Source organism: Acinetobacter sp. A47 (genome assembly GCF_000805455.1).
GTDB lineage: Bacteria > Pseudomonadota > Gammaproteobacteria > Pseudomonadales > Moraxellaceae > Acinetobacter.
Map to the genome: position 1 here is coordinate 237,994 of NZ_JSUS01000071.1, position 16,882 is coordinate 254,875.

Sequence of the window (16,882 nt, forward strand, 5' to 3'; positions counted from 1 at the left end):
CAATCTTTGACGTGCAGTTAGAGTTTGGATGACTTATGCTAAACCGATCTGCCAGATGTGAAATGAAACGATATGACTAAAAATTGGGCCGATCCTGAAGCAAAAGCAGAAGCGCAACGTTACGACAATCCTATTCCTAGCCGAACTCTTATTTTAACTACATTAGAACAATTAAAAACTGCCCAGTCTCATGCCGAGCTGGTCGACCACTTTAATATTCCGGATCAAAAAAGTATTGAGGCCTTAAACCATCGTTTAAGTGCAATGGTCCGTGATGGGCAGTTGATGAAGGATGGTTTTAAATACCAGCCTGCAACCGACTTGCCAAGCCATGAAGCCACAGTCTATATCAACAGTAAAGGACTGGGGACTGCCAATATCGCAGGTCAGGATGATGTCTTGCTGCCAGAACGTGAATTACGACTGGTCTTCAATGGCGATCGCGTTAAAGTCCGTCAGACCTCCGTTGACCGTAAAGGCAAAGCCTGGGGCTTTATTACCGACGTGGTACAGCGCCGGGTTAAACAGATTATCGGCAAAGTGGCTGAGCATGAAGGTGAATATTTTATTCAACCGGGCAATCCCAACCAGCATCAACCGATCACCCTGGAAAAAGAACTGATCGAGCATGCCAAGGCCAAAGTGGGCGACATGCTGCGCGTGGCCATTGATGACTACCCGACCCGTGAAGAACTGGCAACCGGTCATGTGGTGCAATCGATGGCGGATAAAGCCGATACTGAAATTATCATTCCGCAGACCATTTTAGAATTTGGTCTGCCTTATGAATTTCCAGAAGCGGTGATTAAGGAAGCCGAAAGCTTTAAAGAACCTTCGGAACAGGATCGTAAAGGCCGTGTTGATTTACGTGACCTGCCACTTGTGACGATCGATGGTGAAGATGCGCGCGATTTTGACGATGCAGTCTTTGCCGAAAAACGTCCGGGAGGCGGTTATCGCGTTGTCGTGGCCATTGCTGACGTTAGCCATTATGTACGCCTCGGTTCTCCATTAAATGAAGAAGCAGAAGAACGTGGTACCTCGGTTTATTTCCCGCACTTTGTATTGCCAATGCTGCCGGAAGCCTTATCTAATGGTTTATGTTCATTAAACCCGCATGTGGACCGTCTGTGTATGGTCTGTGACTTAAAGCTGTCACGTGCCGGTAAAGTGACAGGTTATGAGTTCTACCCTGCGGTGATGCATTCCAAGGCACGCTTGACCTATACCCAGGTGGGCCAGTATTTTGAAGGCGCCACCGATGCCATTCCGGCAGATAAAAGCATTCATAAATCACTAAATACCTTATTCCAGCTTTATCAAACGCTAAAAGAGTTACGTGCCAAACGTCATGCCATGGAATTTGAAACCATTGAAACCTACATGACCTTTGATGAGCTAGGCGGAATCAAGGAAATCTTGCCACGTACCCGTAATGATGCGCATAAACTGATTGAAGAATGCATGTTGCTGGCCAACGTTGCAGCAGCCGAATACGCCTTGGAACATGATATTCCGATGTTGTATCGTGTGCATGAAGCACCCGAATTCTCCCGTATTCAAAAAGTGCGTGATTTCGTCAAATTACTGGGCTTGCCATTCCCTGAACAGCCAACTCAGGCCGACTACCAGGCGGTAATTGAAGCGACCAAGGACCGTCTGGATGCACCAAGCATTCATGCCGTCCTGCTGCGCTCAATGATGCAAGCCTATTACGGCGCTAAAAACTCAGGTCATTATGGTCTGGCTTATGAAGCCTATACGCATTTCACTTCGCCAATCCGTCGTTATCCGGACCTGCTGTTACACCGTGCGATTAAGGCTTATCTTGACAAGAAACCTTACCCGCTTTCAGGTGCAGCATTAGATGATGCCGGTGAGCATTTCTCACAAACTGAACGTCGTGCCGATGAAGCATCACGCAGCGTCACCACTTGGCTGAAATGCCATTATATGCAACAGCATTTGGGCGATGAGTTTGTCGGTGTGATCAGTGCAGTAACCGAATTCGGCCTGTTCGTCACCCTGAAAGACCTGTATGTGGATGGCATGATTCATGTCAGCCAGCTCGGTGAAGACTTCTTCCTGTATGATCAGGCCAGCCAAAGCCTCATCGGTCAGAATCGCGGACAGTCGTTTAGCCTGGGTGATGAAGTCAAGATTCAGGTGGCTGGTGTAAATCTGGAAGAACGTAAAATTGACTTCCAGCTGGTGCAACAATTAACGCATCTCGGTCGTGTGATTCGCCAGAAAGCACCTCGTACTGCAAATGCTTCTAGCCCGAACCGTGCGTCAGCCACTGAAGAAGTCTTTGGCAAAGCACCGTCAGCAACAAAAGCCAAACTCAGTGAAGATGGCGAAAAGCCTGTGCGTAAGAAAAAGGATAAAAGTAAACCGAGTTCTTATAGCAAAAAAGCAGCAAAAAAATCTTCTGCAAAGTCTGAAGGCAAAGAAAAGGCCAAAAAGAAGGTCAAGAAGAAAAAGTCAAATGCAAAGGCTAAGGCTGATTAAACGATAACAATAAGGGAGCTTCGGCTCCCTTGTTTTTTCCGGTTTAAATTTTTATCGATCAGGTTCGATGTAACAGCAGAAGCAGCCCCAGAAAACCGGGATAAATAAAGTACCAGGTTTGTTGTACCAGCTCCCTTCCCCCAAAAAGGCTGAGTATTACAAAGACCAGTCCAGAGGCAAACAATGCAAGTAGTCCAAATATTGCCAGCATGGTTGCCCAGTCCGTAAAACCATATAACCGTTCCGGTTCTTCACCATTCTTTTTACGCTTCATCCAGCCTAAGAATGATTTATAGTAAAAATATAGTGCGCCCGTTCCCAATACCAGAAAGAACAAGGTCGAGACTGGACTATTGGCAGACGGACTTCCACCCCCCCTAGAGCCCACATATACCGCATTGTTTACTGTAGCGCTGGCCTGGACAGATAGGCAGCAAGTTAACAAAAAAGCATTTATATTTTTTAATCTCATGATTACGGTTTAGCCTATCCAGTTAACTATCACATTACAAAATGTTCTTCGTTCGATTTTTCTTTGATCATGAGTTTAGCAAGAAATCGGTTTTCATCAAGCAATTGACACTGTAGATAAAATTCCTTTCCATTACCAGAGCTTAACAAGCTTTTCAGCCGCCATGTACGCCACGCATCCAAACAGCATACAGGCGTTTACGCATAGAAAAATGCATCCCGATCTGAGAGATCAAGCCGGGTAGCACTTGATTTCTCCTGCGCCAAGCCCTACATCTATACCTATGTTTAAAGATGATATGGCAAAAATACAATGACATTACAGCAAGCGACACTTCCCGTTCCCCAGTTTGACCAGATTCAACTTGCCGGTTTAAAACAACAGATCGAACAAACCATTCAAGACGGTCAAGACTTCCTCAATCAACTCAATGAGGTTCCACAAGGTACCGAAGCCCAACTGGCCACCTTGGCACAGGTTGATCTGCTTGAAAATAACATGAGCGAATCTTGGGGTATTTTGTCGCATCTGAATGCTGTGATGAACAATGCCGAAACCCGTGGGGTCTATCAGGCACTTTTACCGGGTTTAAGTGAATACTATACCCGGCTTGGACAGCACACGGCGCTGTATCAGACCTATCAGCAAATTCATGACAGTACGGTATTCCACACCCTTAGCGACGCACAGCAAAGTGCCATCAAACTGGCCTTGCGCGATTTTAAGCTGTCTGGTGTGGCACTCGAAGGCGAAGCCAAAAAACGCTATGCAGAAATTTCGGCACGCTTATCGCAACTGTCTTCGGACTTTTCCAATCATGTGCTTGATGCAACCCAGGCCTACTTTAAGCCTTTAACAGAAACACAGCTCAAAGGCTTGCCAAACAGCAGTATTGAACTGTTAAAGCAATACGGACAACAGCGCGAGCTTGAGCAGGCTGTGGCCACCCTCGACTTCCCGGCCTATTTTGCGATTATGACCTATGCCGATGACCGCGAATTAAGAGAAGAGCTGTATAAGGCCTATGTCACCCGTGCCTCGGAACAGTCCGACAAGACTGAATTTGATAATACACCAGTGATGGAAGAAATCCTCGGCTTACGTCAGGAAATGGCGCAACTGCTCGGTTTCAATAACTTTGCTGAATATTCACTGGCCAGCAAGATGGCACCTGATGTCGAAACGGTGGATAAATTCCTGGTTGATCTGGCAGAACATGCACGTACCCCGGCACTGGCTGAAATTGCAGAATTGAAAGCAATTGCACAACAGGATGGCATTGATGAGCTCAAGCCATGGGATGCCACCTACTACTCTGAAAAGTTGAAACAACAACAGTTCAACCTGTCTCAAGAAGCGCTTAAACCGTATTTCCCTGCACCGAAAGTGGTACAAGGTTTATTCCAGATCGTGCAACGTTTGTACGGTATCCAGATCATCGAACGTCAGGCACCCGTCTGGCAGGATGATGTGCGCTATTTTGAAATTGAAGATCAAGGTCAGGTGGTCGGCGGTTTCTACTTCGACCTGTATGCCCGCAATGGCAAACGTGGGGGTGCATGGATGAGCGGCTTCCGTTCACGTGTACAAATGGCAAATGGCCTGCAAAAACCGGTTTGCTATATGGTGTGTAATTTCACCCCACCGATTGGCGATCAGCCTGCCCTGCTGACGCACGATGAAGTGATTACCTTATTCCATGAGTTTGGACACGGCTTGCACCACATGCTCACCGAAGTGGATAACATCTCGGTGGCAGGTACACATGGCGTGGCTTGGGATGCAGTAGAGCTGCCAAGCCAGTTTATGGAATTCTGGGCCTGGGACAATGAAAGCCTGGACGTGCTGAGTGAACATACCGAAACCAAACAAACCCTGCCACAAGAACTGCTATCTGCATTATTGAATGCGCGTTTCTTCCAGTCCGGTATGCAAACCCTGCGTCAGATCGAGTTTGCCCTGTTTGACCTGACCATCCACCGTCAGGTTCCTGCGCTCAATAGCCAGCAGATTCAGGACACGCTGGATGAAATTCGCCACAAGTTTGCGGTTGCTCCGACTGTTCCATACAACCGTTTCCAGCACAGTTTCAGTCATATCTTCGCGGGTGGCTACGCTGCAGGCTACTATTCATATAAATGGGCAGAAGTTTTGGCCAGTGACGCCTTTGACCGTTTTGAAAGCGAAGGTATTTTTAATACCGAGACCGGAAAAGAGTTTAGAAAGTTTATTCTAGCAGTTGGCGGAAAAGATACAGCACTTGATGCGTTTCGCAATTTCCGAAAAAGAGAGCCTAAAATAGATGCGTTATTACGTCATCAAGGTTGGACGAACACCGATAAAACCGCTTAAACTATGTCATTATTATTCACAGGGTGTAATGAACTGACATGAAAAGACAATTCATCGCGGGTGCAAAATGTCCCAAATGTGGAGCGTTAGATCGTGTCGTCAAGATCATCACTGTGGATGACGAGTGGATTGAATGTATCGACTGTGCTTATAGCGAGAAGCGCCCAACCCACGTGGAAGAGCAACAGCCCGCTGAGCCAGATGAAATTGGGGTGATACAGTTCAAACCTCGTCATTTTGACTAGAAAGGTTAAAAATGATGTCCACCTACCCAACTGACAATTCCCGATTATTATGGATGATCATCGGGGGAATAAGTGTTGTTGTGGTTCTGTTCCTTGCTGTTCAATGGTTTTTGACACAACCAGAACAGCAACCCGCAACCATGCCGGCACCATCTGTTGCAGCTCAGGCTGTCGAAACAGCATCGCCAGACACCACAATGACGGCTGCGCCTGTCATCACAGAACACCAGCCTGCCGAGCCGGTTAAACTGGTCGAAGAGTCGCTTGTCAAAGCACCGCTTCCTGCCAATGACACACTGGCCAAAGAAGAAATTGCAAAGCTGGATGATATTCATGCCCAGCTTCAAGACCAGCAACATGAGCTAAAACAGCAACATGAAGATGTTGATCAAATGCTGAAACTGAAAGAAGAGCAGATCAAGTTATTAGAGGCACAACTGGCTGCCCAGAATCATTCTTAGACAGAAAAAGCTTTAACTTTCGTTAAAGCTTTTTTTATGGCCGGATGCTTTAATCTAAAAGCTGACCAGAACGCGATTTCAACTGAAGCGGTTTCTGCATGGTTTGTGCAATCAAGATTCCCGCCAAAGTCAAACCACCACCCATATAATGGAACATTTGCAAATGTTCTCCGAGTAGGGCCACGGCAATCAAAGCCGTAAATAGAGGCAACAGGTTCATAAAGATACTGTTGCGATTTGGTCCTAAATGCCGGACGCCTTCAATCCATAAATAAGACAGCAACACCGATGAGAAAATGCTGGCATACACAATCAACGGAATCGTGTGCTGATTCAGCTGTATATCTTGAGCGGGTAAAAACACAAAGAAGGGCAATACATATAAAATCGCAAAGCTGGATTGGACAAAATTCGACTGCCAGGCCGGAATCGGCATTTTCCAGCGCTTTAACAACACCCCATATAAAGCATAACCTGCTGCTGCAATCAGCATTAAACCATCGCCGAGGTGTACGCCCTGCTCCCATATATTACGAATATGACCATGACTCAATAAATATAAAATGCCATAAAAAGACAGAGCCCCACCGAATAACATGCCATAGCTGATCCGGTCTTTGAGCAACACACTGCTCAATAGCATGGTCAGTAATGGAATCAGGGCCGTGACAATCGCCATATTGGTTGCCGTGGTCGTTGCTGCAGCCTGATAAGATAAAAACTGAAATAATGACACCGACAAGAAACCGCCCAATGCCAATTGCTTCCAGTATTGCCGGATGGTGTAACGATTTTTCCAGACCGGGATCAGTACAAAGGTACTCATTACGGCGAGCGCCAGTACCAGACGATAAAAGGTAATCGCGACAGGAGAAATGGCATGGCTGGCCATTTTGGACACCACCACATTGCCCGCCCAAAATAAAATGGCAAATAATGGATAAAAAAAAGCTTTCTGAAACATGAACTCCACCTATACATGGCTGTAGCGATCATGCTAAAAAATAATCAGCTTGCTTTTACGCGATAAAAAGACGAAAACTATCGTAAAAAAGACATTTAACTTGAGCATCCGCATGGGACAACACTTTCAACACGGCTTTCTGGATTATCCGGTCTATGCTTTCTCGGAAAACTATCCACATGGCCATATCGAAGACTGGCACAGTCATGAGCGGATCCAGCTGATTCATACGCTCAGCGGCGTGATCCGGGTACAGACCCAGGAAGGCATCTGGATTACCCCGCCAGGACGAGGCGTCTGGATTCCTGCGCATAAACCGCATGCCTTACTCAGTAGTGGTCATGTCAAGGCACGAGGCGTATTTATTGACGCGTCAATCCAGCACGGCATGTGTAATGAGTGTCGTGTCGTCGCCATTCCAGCCCTGTTAAGAGAATTAATCAGCAGTGCCATACAGATCCAGCATGCTATACAGCCTGCAAGTCGCAATGAACGATTATTACAACTGATTCTGGATGAAGTTCGCCTGTTGCCAACGCTGGCATTTAGTTTACCCGAACCACAAAGCCCCAAGCTGCAACAACTCTGCCAGCGCATTAAAAACAATCTGGCCTTAGAATGGCATCTGGAGCAGAGCGCCCGGCTATTGCATATCAGCAGTAAAACGCTGGCGCGACATTTTCAAAAAGAAACCGGTTTACATTATTCCGATTGGGTTCGGCAGGCAAAACTGATGCAGGCCATGATCGATTTATCCCTTAATAAGCCGGTGTTAAATGTGGCACTAGATTTAGGCTATGAGAGCCCGAGTGCTTTTAGTGCCATGTTTAAACGTGAAACCAGTATGACACCCAGTGATTATCTGAAACAGTTTTCTGCTGAGCCTGTTTAAAGACAGGAAATCTTCCTATCGGCAAAATGCGCATTCCCTTCACTTTCGCACAGGCATAAAATAAGCCCGAACCCTCAATTATGCCATCGCACATCTGAAATTCTCCAATGCCATGGTATTTACCTGTTCTTCCCTGATTTTTATTCCGCTGATCGCCTAGCTGTTCCTGAAAGAAAAAGTTACCACGACGATGCCTTGTGCCGCTGGACTCAGCTTTATTGGCGTATTCTGCGTGGCAAAACCCGATCAAGGCTATTAAACTGAATCTCCATTGTCAGCATCAGTTCAAGTCTATTGGCCTGTATGGCCTTCGGCACCGTTCGTGCCCTGAGCCAAACAGAACCTCCTGAACGGATCATATTCTATTTCTGTCTGATTGTTTCCCTGCTTTCGGTATTTACCATATTCAGGGTATGGCGGCCTTATCATCTCATGAACTATTTTTCCTGGTCGTGGCTGGTATCCTAGCCAATGTCAGCCAGATTTTTATGTCTCATGCCTATCGTTTGCCCCTGCTGGACAGATTGCCCCTGTCAATTATATTGCGATTAACTTCGCCGGAGTTTGGGGATTTTTGCGCTGGCATGAAATGCCAGATTTATATAGTGTGATTGGTTTCGGCATTATTTTATTGGCCATCCTATTATGCCGTCCCCTGTTCCAAAGGGAAAACAGTTAATTAAGTACCCAATCATTTATATATATCAAAAATCACCAATAAAGGCTCCACTATTATTTTATTGGGTCTTTTGATAAATTGTGCTGCTTTATAACAACTGGAAATATCAAGTGAAAAAAATATTTTTAACCTCATTCATCGGGGCATTTTTACTTCTTTCTGGATGCTCAACCACAATGCCTATTAATTATATTGCTTCTCCATCTATTCGAGGACAAGGGGATATTGGTGTTGGTGTATTCAAATATATCCCCGCTGAGAAAGGTTTGGTTAAACAAAATGAATTTCAAAAACCCACAGCAGCAATTGGCAGTATGTATATGTCTGATAAAGCAAATGTATTGTTAAAATCATCATTAACTAAAGAATTAATTGCCGCTGGATTCAATCCAAGCCAAGATGCAGAACTAAAAATTTCAGGAGATATTCAAAAATTTGAATATAACTGGATCGGCTTTGTAGAAGTAGATTTTTATTTAGATATTGAATATTTAGTCACAAAGAATGGAAAAACAATTTATAAAAATACTATTAAAACGCATAAAGCAGCTCCCAAAACAGCAGGAGGAACAGACTCCGAAGCTGTACGCTCAGCAATTTCTTCAAATATTGGAGACCTTTTACAAGATCTAAGAAGCCAGAAAATTATCTAAAAATAGTTTTACTTAAATCACTATTTATTTCGTAATAAAAAAGCACCCGAAGGTGCTTTTTTTAATTGTCACTGTTAGTGTTTATACCAGCCAAACATCTGGAAGATATACGGTGCATAGGTCACCAGCACCAACGATGAGAACAATACAATAATCGGCAATAACCAACGTTCATAACGGAAGTAGAAACTGGTGTATTTCTCTTTCGCTTCCCTGTCGGCAGCCGAGACTTCCTCATCCCCGACGGAAAGCCTTGTCAGCAAGTGGTTCAAGGCGACCGGTGGCGTTACATAACCAAACTCGAAGGCCACCAGTACAATCATCCAGAAGTGAATCGGGTGAATACCATTCTCGTAGGCCACAGGGGCTACCGTCGCCGCCACCAGAATCACTGCACCGAACGGATCGGTAGTCATGCCAATAATCGCCAGTAACAGGGCAATAAAGGCAAGAGAAATATAGATATTGCCCAAATGCGTCGGCAATAACTCCACCACTTCAGCACGTTCGATCAAGCCACCGACACTGGCAGACAAGGCCATCAGCAAGATCAATGCCCCGATATGACCAACAGTTTCTGACGTTGCAAAACGTAATGCACCACCAAAACCGAAGTGCTTGCCTCCATGCGGATCATGCGTTTTCAAGAATTCAGATTTTTTCTCATGTTCACGTACCAGTGCTTCATGCTTTGGATCAATGACCGGTGCTGACGCGACTTTTGCTGCGAAGAGCTTGTCAAACAGGATCATGGCGATCAACACCAGCGGTAAAATCATAGGTGCAGTGAATTCATTGATCGAGGTATCTAAAGCCAGCTTATAGAACATCACCACGGCGAAACCAATAATCACATAAGGGATAACCGGTACACACGCGCGTAACATGCCGGGTACTGCAACCTTAGGTGAATTCACACGGAATTTTTCTTCCGCAAGAATCAGGGAAACGCCCAGGAAAATAAATGCGGTTAACCAGAAAACATAAATACCATGATCAAATAATTCGGTCGAGGTCACATGGCGACTGTCGAGCATTGAAATCAGGATCACCAGCAAGCATGGACGAATCACCACACCTAAAGAACCTGACATTGCCGATACAGCTAATGCATATTGGCGACGGGCACCCGAGTTCCAGACTTCCTTATAGATGATGGCACCGGCTGCAATCACGAAAATCCCTGAAGCGCCTGTATAAGCGGTTGGAATCGCTGCTGCGATCAGGATCAACCAGGTTAAGGTTTCAGGTGCCAGGTTCCATGGGCGCAGGATATTTAAGAACAAATCCATGACACGGGTTTGGGTCAGTAACATACCGGCCCAGATAAACAGTGCCAGATTCAGGAAAATACCCGAAAACTCGACCAGAATACCTAAGTAAATCCCTTGCCCCATCGGATAATCCATGAAGAAGGTAAACACAATTCCCGTTACCAAAGACATGAAGGCATATAGAGGAACACTCAGTAGAGCCAGACCAAAATTACCTTTCGGCTGGGCCGTCTTTGGAATAAAGATAAACTGGAAGATACTGATAATGGTCAGCGATACAAACAGTGCAATCCACAACCAGTACAGCACTGCCGTTTTGCCAGCGACCTCAACCCCAGAATTCAGTACGGAATGATACTGGCTTACAACCGAATAACTGAGCAAGGCATTGCCCGCCACCATCAAGGCTGAATAGACACGGAAGTCGATTCTGGTTTTTGGTGCACGTAAACCAATATGGTGATAACGCAAAGACGCTGTAATCGATGCGAACAATACCATTATCAATAAAATAACGGTCTGGTTTTCAGAACCGAGTTTAAATATCCCAAAGAAGGTGGTTTCGACTTTACGATAGGTCCGGATACTTGGATGTGCTTCCAGATGCTTCATGGCCTTGTCGTAAAATTGATATTTTTCTTCACACTGCTGCTGTGCTGCCAATAAAGAAGCACGCACATCAGACTCGGAAGCTGCGCCGAACATACTGGCAAATTCATCGGCAGCATTGGCTTTCATCTGCTCTTGAACCTGTGCCTCGATATTCGGATGCCGATCACAAGAAGGTTTTTCAGGCTCGGCCCGTAAAAACGAATATTGCATTCCTGTGCTTTGATCACCGTAAAGCCGCTCCCCCATACGGAGCATTTGACCGTGAATCATCTCGCCCGTACCAATAAGCAACGTCATTAGCAACAAAGCAAGAATGATGAATGTGGATATCCAATCATTCCAGATATAGCCTAACCAAGCCAATCCAGACTTTTTCTCTTGATCATTTTGCATGTCTATTCCAGTTTATTGTTATCAACATCCATCCAAAGATGTTGAATCATGCGCTGTCCATGGTTGATAGATAAATGAATTTACCCTCTTATTAACCAATCCCTTTTAAACCGCTTAAATTTGAATCAAACTTTTTCTAAAAAGAATGACTACAATCACTTTTTTATTGGTTGTTTTTATCAATTTATGTGTTCTCTAATTCTTTCCTTCTTAAAAATAAATAACTTGCTCCACACACAACACCACCAATCGCCCCAGTCAGATGAGCTTCGATGAGAACCGGACTACCAATCAGCTGGGCTGTTCCTGTTTGCCCGAAGGTATTTTCCCAAATCAGTTTTGCAGCAATCAGGGCCAACACCAGCAAGGCAAATTTGCGTTCTTTCCGGTATTGCAGATATACCAGCCCGACTGCACTGTATAAACCATGCAGCACGCCGGAAAGTCCAGCATAGGCCTCGATATAAGGCAGATAAAAATAAAAAACCAAACTGATGAAAGGCGGCAAGATCAGTAGCAATGTCCATAAATGCCAGTTGCGGACATGAGGAAAGATGAAAGGCAGACAGGCAAAAGCCAGCATATTTAACAGAAAATGCACCCAGCCCACATGTACCCAGTGGGCAGTCCACAAACGCCAGAACTCGCTGAGCAAGCTGGGTCTCCAATAAATGAAATGATCAGCAAAAACTTGCAGACATGCCGATACCGAAACACAGATCGCGATCAAAATGACTTTTTCTATCCATATTTGATCTTTCATTTATCTACCACCTCTTGAAAAACAGACCTTTTACAAAGTGTAGAGGCTCACCTTGTAAAAGGCCGTTTAATTCAGGTTACTCCGCTGGCGTTTCTTGCGCAGGAGCCGCCTCATTTTGTGCCGGTGCAGATGCGCCATCGCCACCATCAAAGAGCGAATCCAGTTCGGCCGAGCTTTCCTGTTTATCATCCCAGAACGTGCTCATGCCTTCATCGCCCGCTCTCACACCGGTATGTTCAGTCCAGTAACGGTCTGCAATACCACGCACCATCAAGCCGGCCATTTTATCAATCAGCCTGAACTGTGGATTTGCCGGTTTGTCATCCCCTGTGGCCGCCGCATAGGAACGCAGTGCATCGCGTAACTTGGCATCGTCCCCACTGGCCTGTGCTGCCACTGCATACAAGGCATGTGATAAACGCACCCCTTTCTTCTCGCCAATGGCCATAGACTGTTTCATGGTGGCATACGGTTCCGGTTTACCATCGCCCGCGCCTGGCAACAAGGTCCAGATCACGGCGCGAGTCGCCATTGGCGCACCCCAGAATTTTTCATTATCCAGACAGGTCATGCCCCGCTCCACAATCCCGGCGATATCCTTAGGCACGTTGACTGCACCACCCGAATTGATGTCATTGGTCATGGCTTGCAAGCCACTCACCATTCCCAACAAGTAAACTGTCTGATCCAGATCATTGCGCATGGTCGGACATGAGTCGCCTAATTTATATTTGTATTTGGCTTCCCAGCGATTGGCAAAAAGTTGATAACCTGCATATTGGCGTTCAGCAGCAATTGCTGCCCAGCGTTTCTGTTCGATCCGTGCATCCTGGGCTTCAGATACCTGACCGGCCTTAGAGGCACGCAAGTAGCGTAATTCAGCTTCCAGCGCCTGATTTTCAGCACAAATTCCTGCTGCAGTATAGAGCAAGACCGCCATGCGGGTCGGGTCTGCCCCCATGTCCTTGGTTGACATCACTGCAGGTGTCAGGGCATTGCCCGAATTACACACCATTTCAGCATCATCCATGGCTAAAATCGGTGGAACAATATGCTTTTCACCAAAACCCAAGGCAACATTTGCCCCGGTCTTGATCACATATGAACATCCGGACAACATTGTTGATGTCAGTAAGGCAACTGCCACACCTTGTCCCATTTTATGCAGTTTAGACATACTTCCTGTCCCTCTAATAATTTGTTTTTTCCTTTTAGCTGTACCTTATCAGATGCAATACTTGAATTAAAGAGTAATTGCTCTAATGATCACAGAACATTTTGACATACTTCACAAAGCAATGAATTGACAGATATGCAGGAATCGCCGAATTTCAGGCAAAAAAAAGTAGCATTGCGACGGTTCAGCACATGCTACTTATTAACTGGGAAAAACGTAAAACTGTTGTTCTTTTAGTTTTGTTGAAAATAATCCTTTAGTAATGTTCCGGCTCTTCCTACAACAATCGCCATCACGATTGCGATTACCAGAAACATCCACATTGAAATCTCCATAGAGACCTCCTACACTTTTCGTATCTACTTCTGGTAGATACGAGATTGGCGTTCATCACCGACATTCACGGGAGTGTGATATATTGATGACACTTTCAATCTCTTTCTCTTGCTCATAGCAACGGGTTGCTGTGATTCAAGATATTCCCTGAGTAAAGTTCCTGCTCTTCCTACTACAATCGCAAAAACAATTGCGATCACCAGAAACGACCATGTTGGAATTTCCATTTTGGACCTCCACCATACTTTACGTTGGTGTTTGTACTTTAACGAAAATAATCCGGCAGTGAGGGTCAGATTGTCTGACAATCATAATTTTCATATTTTTTTAGAGTATTTAATCTAACAATTTAGACAAAAAATCTTATTTTAATCTTTATATTATTGAAAATAATAATTTTATTATTTATATACAGATGTAGAATTGTCAAACAATCAGGCCAGTTTTGCCAGTACTTTCAGGTTTTTCCATTGTAAATATGACAGCTGATCCCACCAGATAATGAAATTTTTATGCTTTGGATCAGAAAAATACAGCACCACATAAGCCTGGTGATCTATGATTTTACTTATCTGCCGACACTCAATCTGGCCGGAGAGATCATCAAATTCAAATGTCCATTCCTGTTGATGCAGATGCTCAAAACGTTTCAGCTGAGGCTGCCGGAGAAACAGCAACCAGCTCAGGAACAGCAGGACGCAACTACTTAGCCATAATGCCAGGGACAATAATGAATAACTTAAAAACAGAATAAACAGCAGGACAAAACACTGCAATGCAATCGCAAAACGACTGTATTGCAGCTCAAAAACCCGATTAGCCGTGGACATAATGTTTAAGTTTGCGAATAAATTCTTTCAGTTCGGCCCGGGGTGGCTCGCCCACTTCCATAAACCAGTCCAGCAAATCCGGGTCTTCCTGATCAACCAGCTCTGCAAACAAGGCTTTTTCAGCAGGATCTGCCGTGAGATAGTGGTTTTTTACATAGGGATCAAAATATACATCGATTTCTTTTAGACCACGACGTGCGCGATATACCACTTTACGTTCTTCCAGCGTCATTTCATCAGCCATCATATCTTCCACCATGCAACATTTTGCCGCCTAGTTTACCCGATCCGCGTTTAACTTCGCAGCGTTTTTTCTGAAGTGACCAAATACATCAATCAAATTGAGCATTGATCACATTGTCCCCTATTTTCCATTTCTTGTATGGTGAAGCAGACCATCTAAATTCAACACCTCAGGGAAAATATAACAAATGCAATCAGGTGCAATCCGTCCGGTTCCAAATATGCTTCCACGCAAGCTGTTTACTTCAGATCATGAAGCATTTCGTGAAACTGTACGTAAATTCTATGAAAAAGAAGTTGTCCCGAATATTGAAAAATATGAGAAACAACAACATGTTGACCGTGACTTATGGAATAAGGCCGGAGAACTGGGCCTATTGTGTACCACCATGCCGGAGCAATATGGTGGTTCAGGTGTCGACCGGCTCTACAGCATGATCCTGATTGAAGAACAGGCTTATGCCATGGACTCAAGCACAGGCTTTTCCTTACATTCGGATATTGTGGCGAACTATATCAACAACTTTGGTAATGAGGCACAAAAGCAGCACTGGCTACCCAAAATGGCAACTGGCGAAACCGTGACAGCAATCGCCATGACTGAACCAGGGACAGGTTCCGATCTGCAAGCCGTCCGTACCACCGCAGTACTGGATGGCGATGACTATGTGATCAATGGTTCCAAGATTTTTATTACCAACGGCTATCTTTGCGATATGGCCATTGTGGTATGTAAGACCGGCAACAATGAAAAGGGATCGGCCAACCTTTCCTTGATCATCGTTGAAGCAGATCGTGCTGGTTTTAGTAAAGGCAAACCGTTAAATAAAATCGGGATGAAAGGTCAGGATACCTGCGAACTGTTCTTTGATAATGTCCGTGTACCGAAAGAAAACCTGCTGGGTATGGAAGGTATGGGCTTTATCATGCTCATGAAAGAACTGGCCTGGGAACGCATGCTGGTCGCCATTATCTGTCAGGCAGGCGCAGAGGCCGCTTTTGCGCATACTGTACAATATACCAAAGACCGCAAAGCCTTCGGCAAAGCCATTGGTACCTTCCAGAATACCCGTTTCAAGCTGGCCGAATTACGCACCGAAATCGATTTTTGCCGTACTTATCTCGATCGCTGTATGGAACTGCAACTTGAAGAAAATTTAGGTGTCGATGCTGCGGCTGCTGCAAAATATAAAATTTCCGATATGTTTTCCAAAGTGGTCGACGAGTGCCTGCAGTTGCATGGTGGTTATGGCTACATGCTGGAATATCCAATTGCCCGGGCCTATATCGACAACCGTGCCAACCGTATTTATGCAGGTACCAATGAAATCATGAAAGAGTTGATTTCCCGTACCCTGTAATCACAGCAAAACCGAAAAGGGAGCATAAAAAATATGCTCCCTTTTTATTTATTTGCCTTCTACTTTGTCATTGACAGCTTGCGGGTTCATCCGTTGCATCAACTGCTTGACCTTGGGATTTTCACTATATTGCTGCATGGTGGTATTGAGTGCATGACGCGCATGCTGTGTGGTGAAGTGTGCTACCTCAGTACCGACATCGCTAGCCTTCTTGGCCCAGACCTTGCCTTCCGCAGATTGGTAGAAATTTAAGGCAGCCTGTAGTTCTTTTTGGCTAAAGCTGTCTACATAGCGCTGCACAATAAACTGCTTCCGTTGTTCACTATTCAGATTTTTATTTAAATCGGTATAAAAGCTTTCTGGCAGGTCTTTGGGTAAACGCATCCGGATCTGTTCTAAAATCATTTTATCAGTGCTTTGCAACCCCTGTTCCGTACCATCAACCGCTACCAGTTGTTGTGCAAGCGCTTCCTTCTGTTTTGCATCATCTGCAAAAGCCAAACTGCTTGATAACATGATCCCCAAAATAATAAGTTTTTTCATCAAATTATCCCTATCCTCATTTTCTAATCTGCTCAATATACGTGATATTTTTAGAATTCAAAGCCTGTTTCCAATAAAAAAACCCTACGCATTGGCATAGGGTTTTCAGCTCATCAACCAG

17 protein-coding genes are annotated in these 16,882 nt (G+C 45.0%); 8 read left to right on the forward strand and 9 right to left on the reverse strand.

The genetic code is table 11. The annotated features are described in order from the left end of the window. The first annotated feature begins 72 nt into the window (after nucleotides 1-72). Nucleotides 73-2,511: a ribonuclease R gene (rnr, locus tag OC23_RS16455; RefSeq protein ID WP_038346070.1), complete on the forward strand. Its 2,439-nt coding sequence runs from the start codon at nucleotides 73-75 to the stop codon at nucleotides 2,509-2,511. 58 nt (nucleotides 2,512-2,569) lie between these two features. Here the strand turns inward: rnr and OC23_RS16460 are convergent, their stop codons facing one another. Next, a complete protein-coding gene (locus tag OC23_RS16460; RefSeq protein ID WP_038346071.1) occupies nucleotides 2,570-2,983 on the reverse strand; it encodes a putative four-helix membrane protein in 414 nt (137 codons plus the stop codon). A gap of 312 nt (nucleotides 2,984-3,295) precedes the next feature. Here OC23_RS16460 and OC23_RS16465 point away from each other — a divergent pair, with 312 nt between their 5' ends. The 3 genes from OC23_RS16465 to OC23_RS16475 are packed head-to-tail and all read left to right on the forward strand — an operon-like array spanning nucleotide 3,296 to nucleotide 6,041. Next, a complete protein-coding gene (locus tag OC23_RS16465; RefSeq protein ID WP_038346072.1) occupies nucleotides 3,296-5,335 on the forward strand; it encodes a M3 family metallopeptidase in 2,040 nt (679 codons plus the stop codon). 38 nt (nucleotides 5,336-5,373) lie between these two features. Further along, complete coding sequence (locus OC23_RS16470; protein WP_004775846.1) at nucleotides 5,374-5,580, forward strand: YheV family putative metal-binding protein; 207 nt, start codon at nucleotides 5,374-5,376, stop codon at nucleotides 5,578-5,580. 11 nt (nucleotides 5,581-5,591) lie between these two features. Then, on the forward strand, nucleotides 5,592-6,041 hold the full coding sequence (locus tag OC23_RS16475; protein WP_038346073.1) for a hypothetical protein: 450 nt from the start codon (nucleotides 5,592-5,594) through the stop codon (nucleotides 6,039-6,041). Nucleotides 6,042-6,090: 49 nt separating this feature from the next. Here the strand turns inward: OC23_RS16475 and OC23_RS16480 are convergent, their stop codons facing one another. Next, complete coding sequence (locus OC23_RS16480; protein ID WP_038346074.1) at nucleotides 6,091-7,005, reverse strand: DMT family transporter; 915 nt, start codon at nucleotides 7,003-7,005, stop codon at nucleotides 6,091-6,093. Nucleotides 7,006-7,117: 112 nt separating this feature from the next. Here OC23_RS16480 and OC23_RS16485 point away from each other — a divergent pair, with 112 nt between their 5' ends. The 3 genes from OC23_RS16485 (at nucleotide 7,118) to OC23_RS16490 (ending at nucleotide 9,229) form a co-directional block, all read left to right on the forward strand. After that, the gene (locus OC23_RS16485; protein ID WP_038346075.1) at nucleotides 7,118-7,897 is read left to right on the forward strand and encodes an AraC family transcriptional regulator; all 780 of its coding nucleotides are present in this window, start codon (nucleotides 7,118-7,120) and stop codon (nucleotides 7,895-7,897) included. Between the two features lie 439 nt (nucleotides 7,898-8,336). Continuing rightward, nucleotides 8,337-8,576: an EamA family transporter gene (locus OC23_RS19675; protein WP_413772407.1), complete on the forward strand. Its 240-nt coding sequence runs from the start codon at nucleotides 8,337-8,339 to the stop codon at nucleotides 8,574-8,576. 110 nt (nucleotides 8,577-8,686) lie between these two features. After that, nucleotides 8,687-9,229, forward strand: coding sequence for a hypothetical protein (locus tag OC23_RS16490; RefSeq protein ID WP_038346445.1), 543 nt, complete (start codon nucleotides 8,687-8,689; stop codon nucleotides 9,227-9,229). Between the two features lie 74 nt (nucleotides 9,230-9,303). On the opposite strand, the gene OC23_RS16495 is transcribed toward OC23_RS16490, so the two are convergent. The 6 genes from OC23_RS16495 to OC23_RS16520 all read right to left on the reverse strand — a co-directional run bounded on the left by OC23_RS16495 (nucleotide 9,304) and on the right by OC23_RS16520 (nucleotide 14,858). Then, nucleotides 9,304-11,508 carry a TRAP transporter large permease subunit gene (locus OC23_RS16495; RefSeq protein ID WP_038346076.1) on the reverse strand — a complete coding sequence of 735 codons (2,205 nt, stop codon included), beginning with the start codon at nucleotides 11,506-11,508 and terminating at the stop codon, nucleotides 9,304-9,306. 184 nt (nucleotides 11,509-11,692) lie between these two features. Further along, nucleotides 11,693-12,271, reverse strand: a complete 579-nt coding sequence (gene rrtA / locus OC23_RS16500) for a rhombosortase (RefSeq protein WP_038346077.1) — start codon at nucleotides 12,269-12,271, stop codon at nucleotides 11,693-11,695. A 76-nt stretch (nucleotides 12,272-12,347) separates the two neighbouring features. Beyond that, nucleotides 12,348-13,448, reverse strand: coding sequence for a hypothetical protein (locus tag OC23_RS16505; RefSeq protein WP_038346078.1), 1,101 nt, complete (start codon nucleotides 13,446-13,448; stop codon nucleotides 12,348-12,350). A gap of 359 nt (nucleotides 13,449-13,807) precedes the next feature. Further along, nucleotides 13,808-14,011 carry a hypothetical protein gene (locus OC23_RS16510; protein WP_038346079.1) on the reverse strand — a complete coding sequence of 68 codons (204 nt, stop codon included), beginning with the start codon at nucleotides 14,009-14,011 and terminating at the stop codon, nucleotides 13,808-13,810. A gap of 207 nt (nucleotides 14,012-14,218) precedes the next feature. After that, nucleotides 14,219-14,614, reverse strand: a complete 396-nt coding sequence (locus OC23_RS16515) for a hypothetical protein (protein WP_038346080.1) — start codon at nucleotides 14,612-14,614, stop codon at nucleotides 14,219-14,221. Then, nucleotides 14,601-14,858 carry a succinate dehydrogenase assembly factor 2 gene (locus OC23_RS16520; protein WP_038346446.1) on the reverse strand — a complete coding sequence of 86 codons (258 nt, stop codon included), beginning with the start codon at nucleotides 14,856-14,858 and terminating at the stop codon, nucleotides 14,601-14,603. The genes OC23_RS16515 and OC23_RS16520 overlap by 14 nt, the downstream gene beginning before the upstream one ends. A gap of 187 nt (nucleotides 14,859-15,045) precedes the next feature. Here OC23_RS16520 and OC23_RS16525 point away from each other — a divergent pair, with 187 nt between their 5' ends. Then, entirely contained in the window at nucleotides 15,046-16,218 is a 1,173-nt protein-coding gene (locus OC23_RS16525) for an acyl-CoA dehydrogenase family protein (RefSeq protein ID WP_038346081.1), read from the forward strand. A 48-nt stretch (nucleotides 16,219-16,266) separates the two neighbouring features. Here the strand turns inward: OC23_RS16525 and OC23_RS16530 are convergent, their stop codons facing one another. Next, nucleotides 16,267-16,761, reverse strand: a complete 495-nt coding sequence (locus OC23_RS16530) for a DUF2059 domain-containing protein (protein WP_038346082.1) — start codon at nucleotides 16,759-16,761, stop codon at nucleotides 16,267-16,269. Nucleotides 16,762-16,882: the final 121 nt, after the last annotated feature.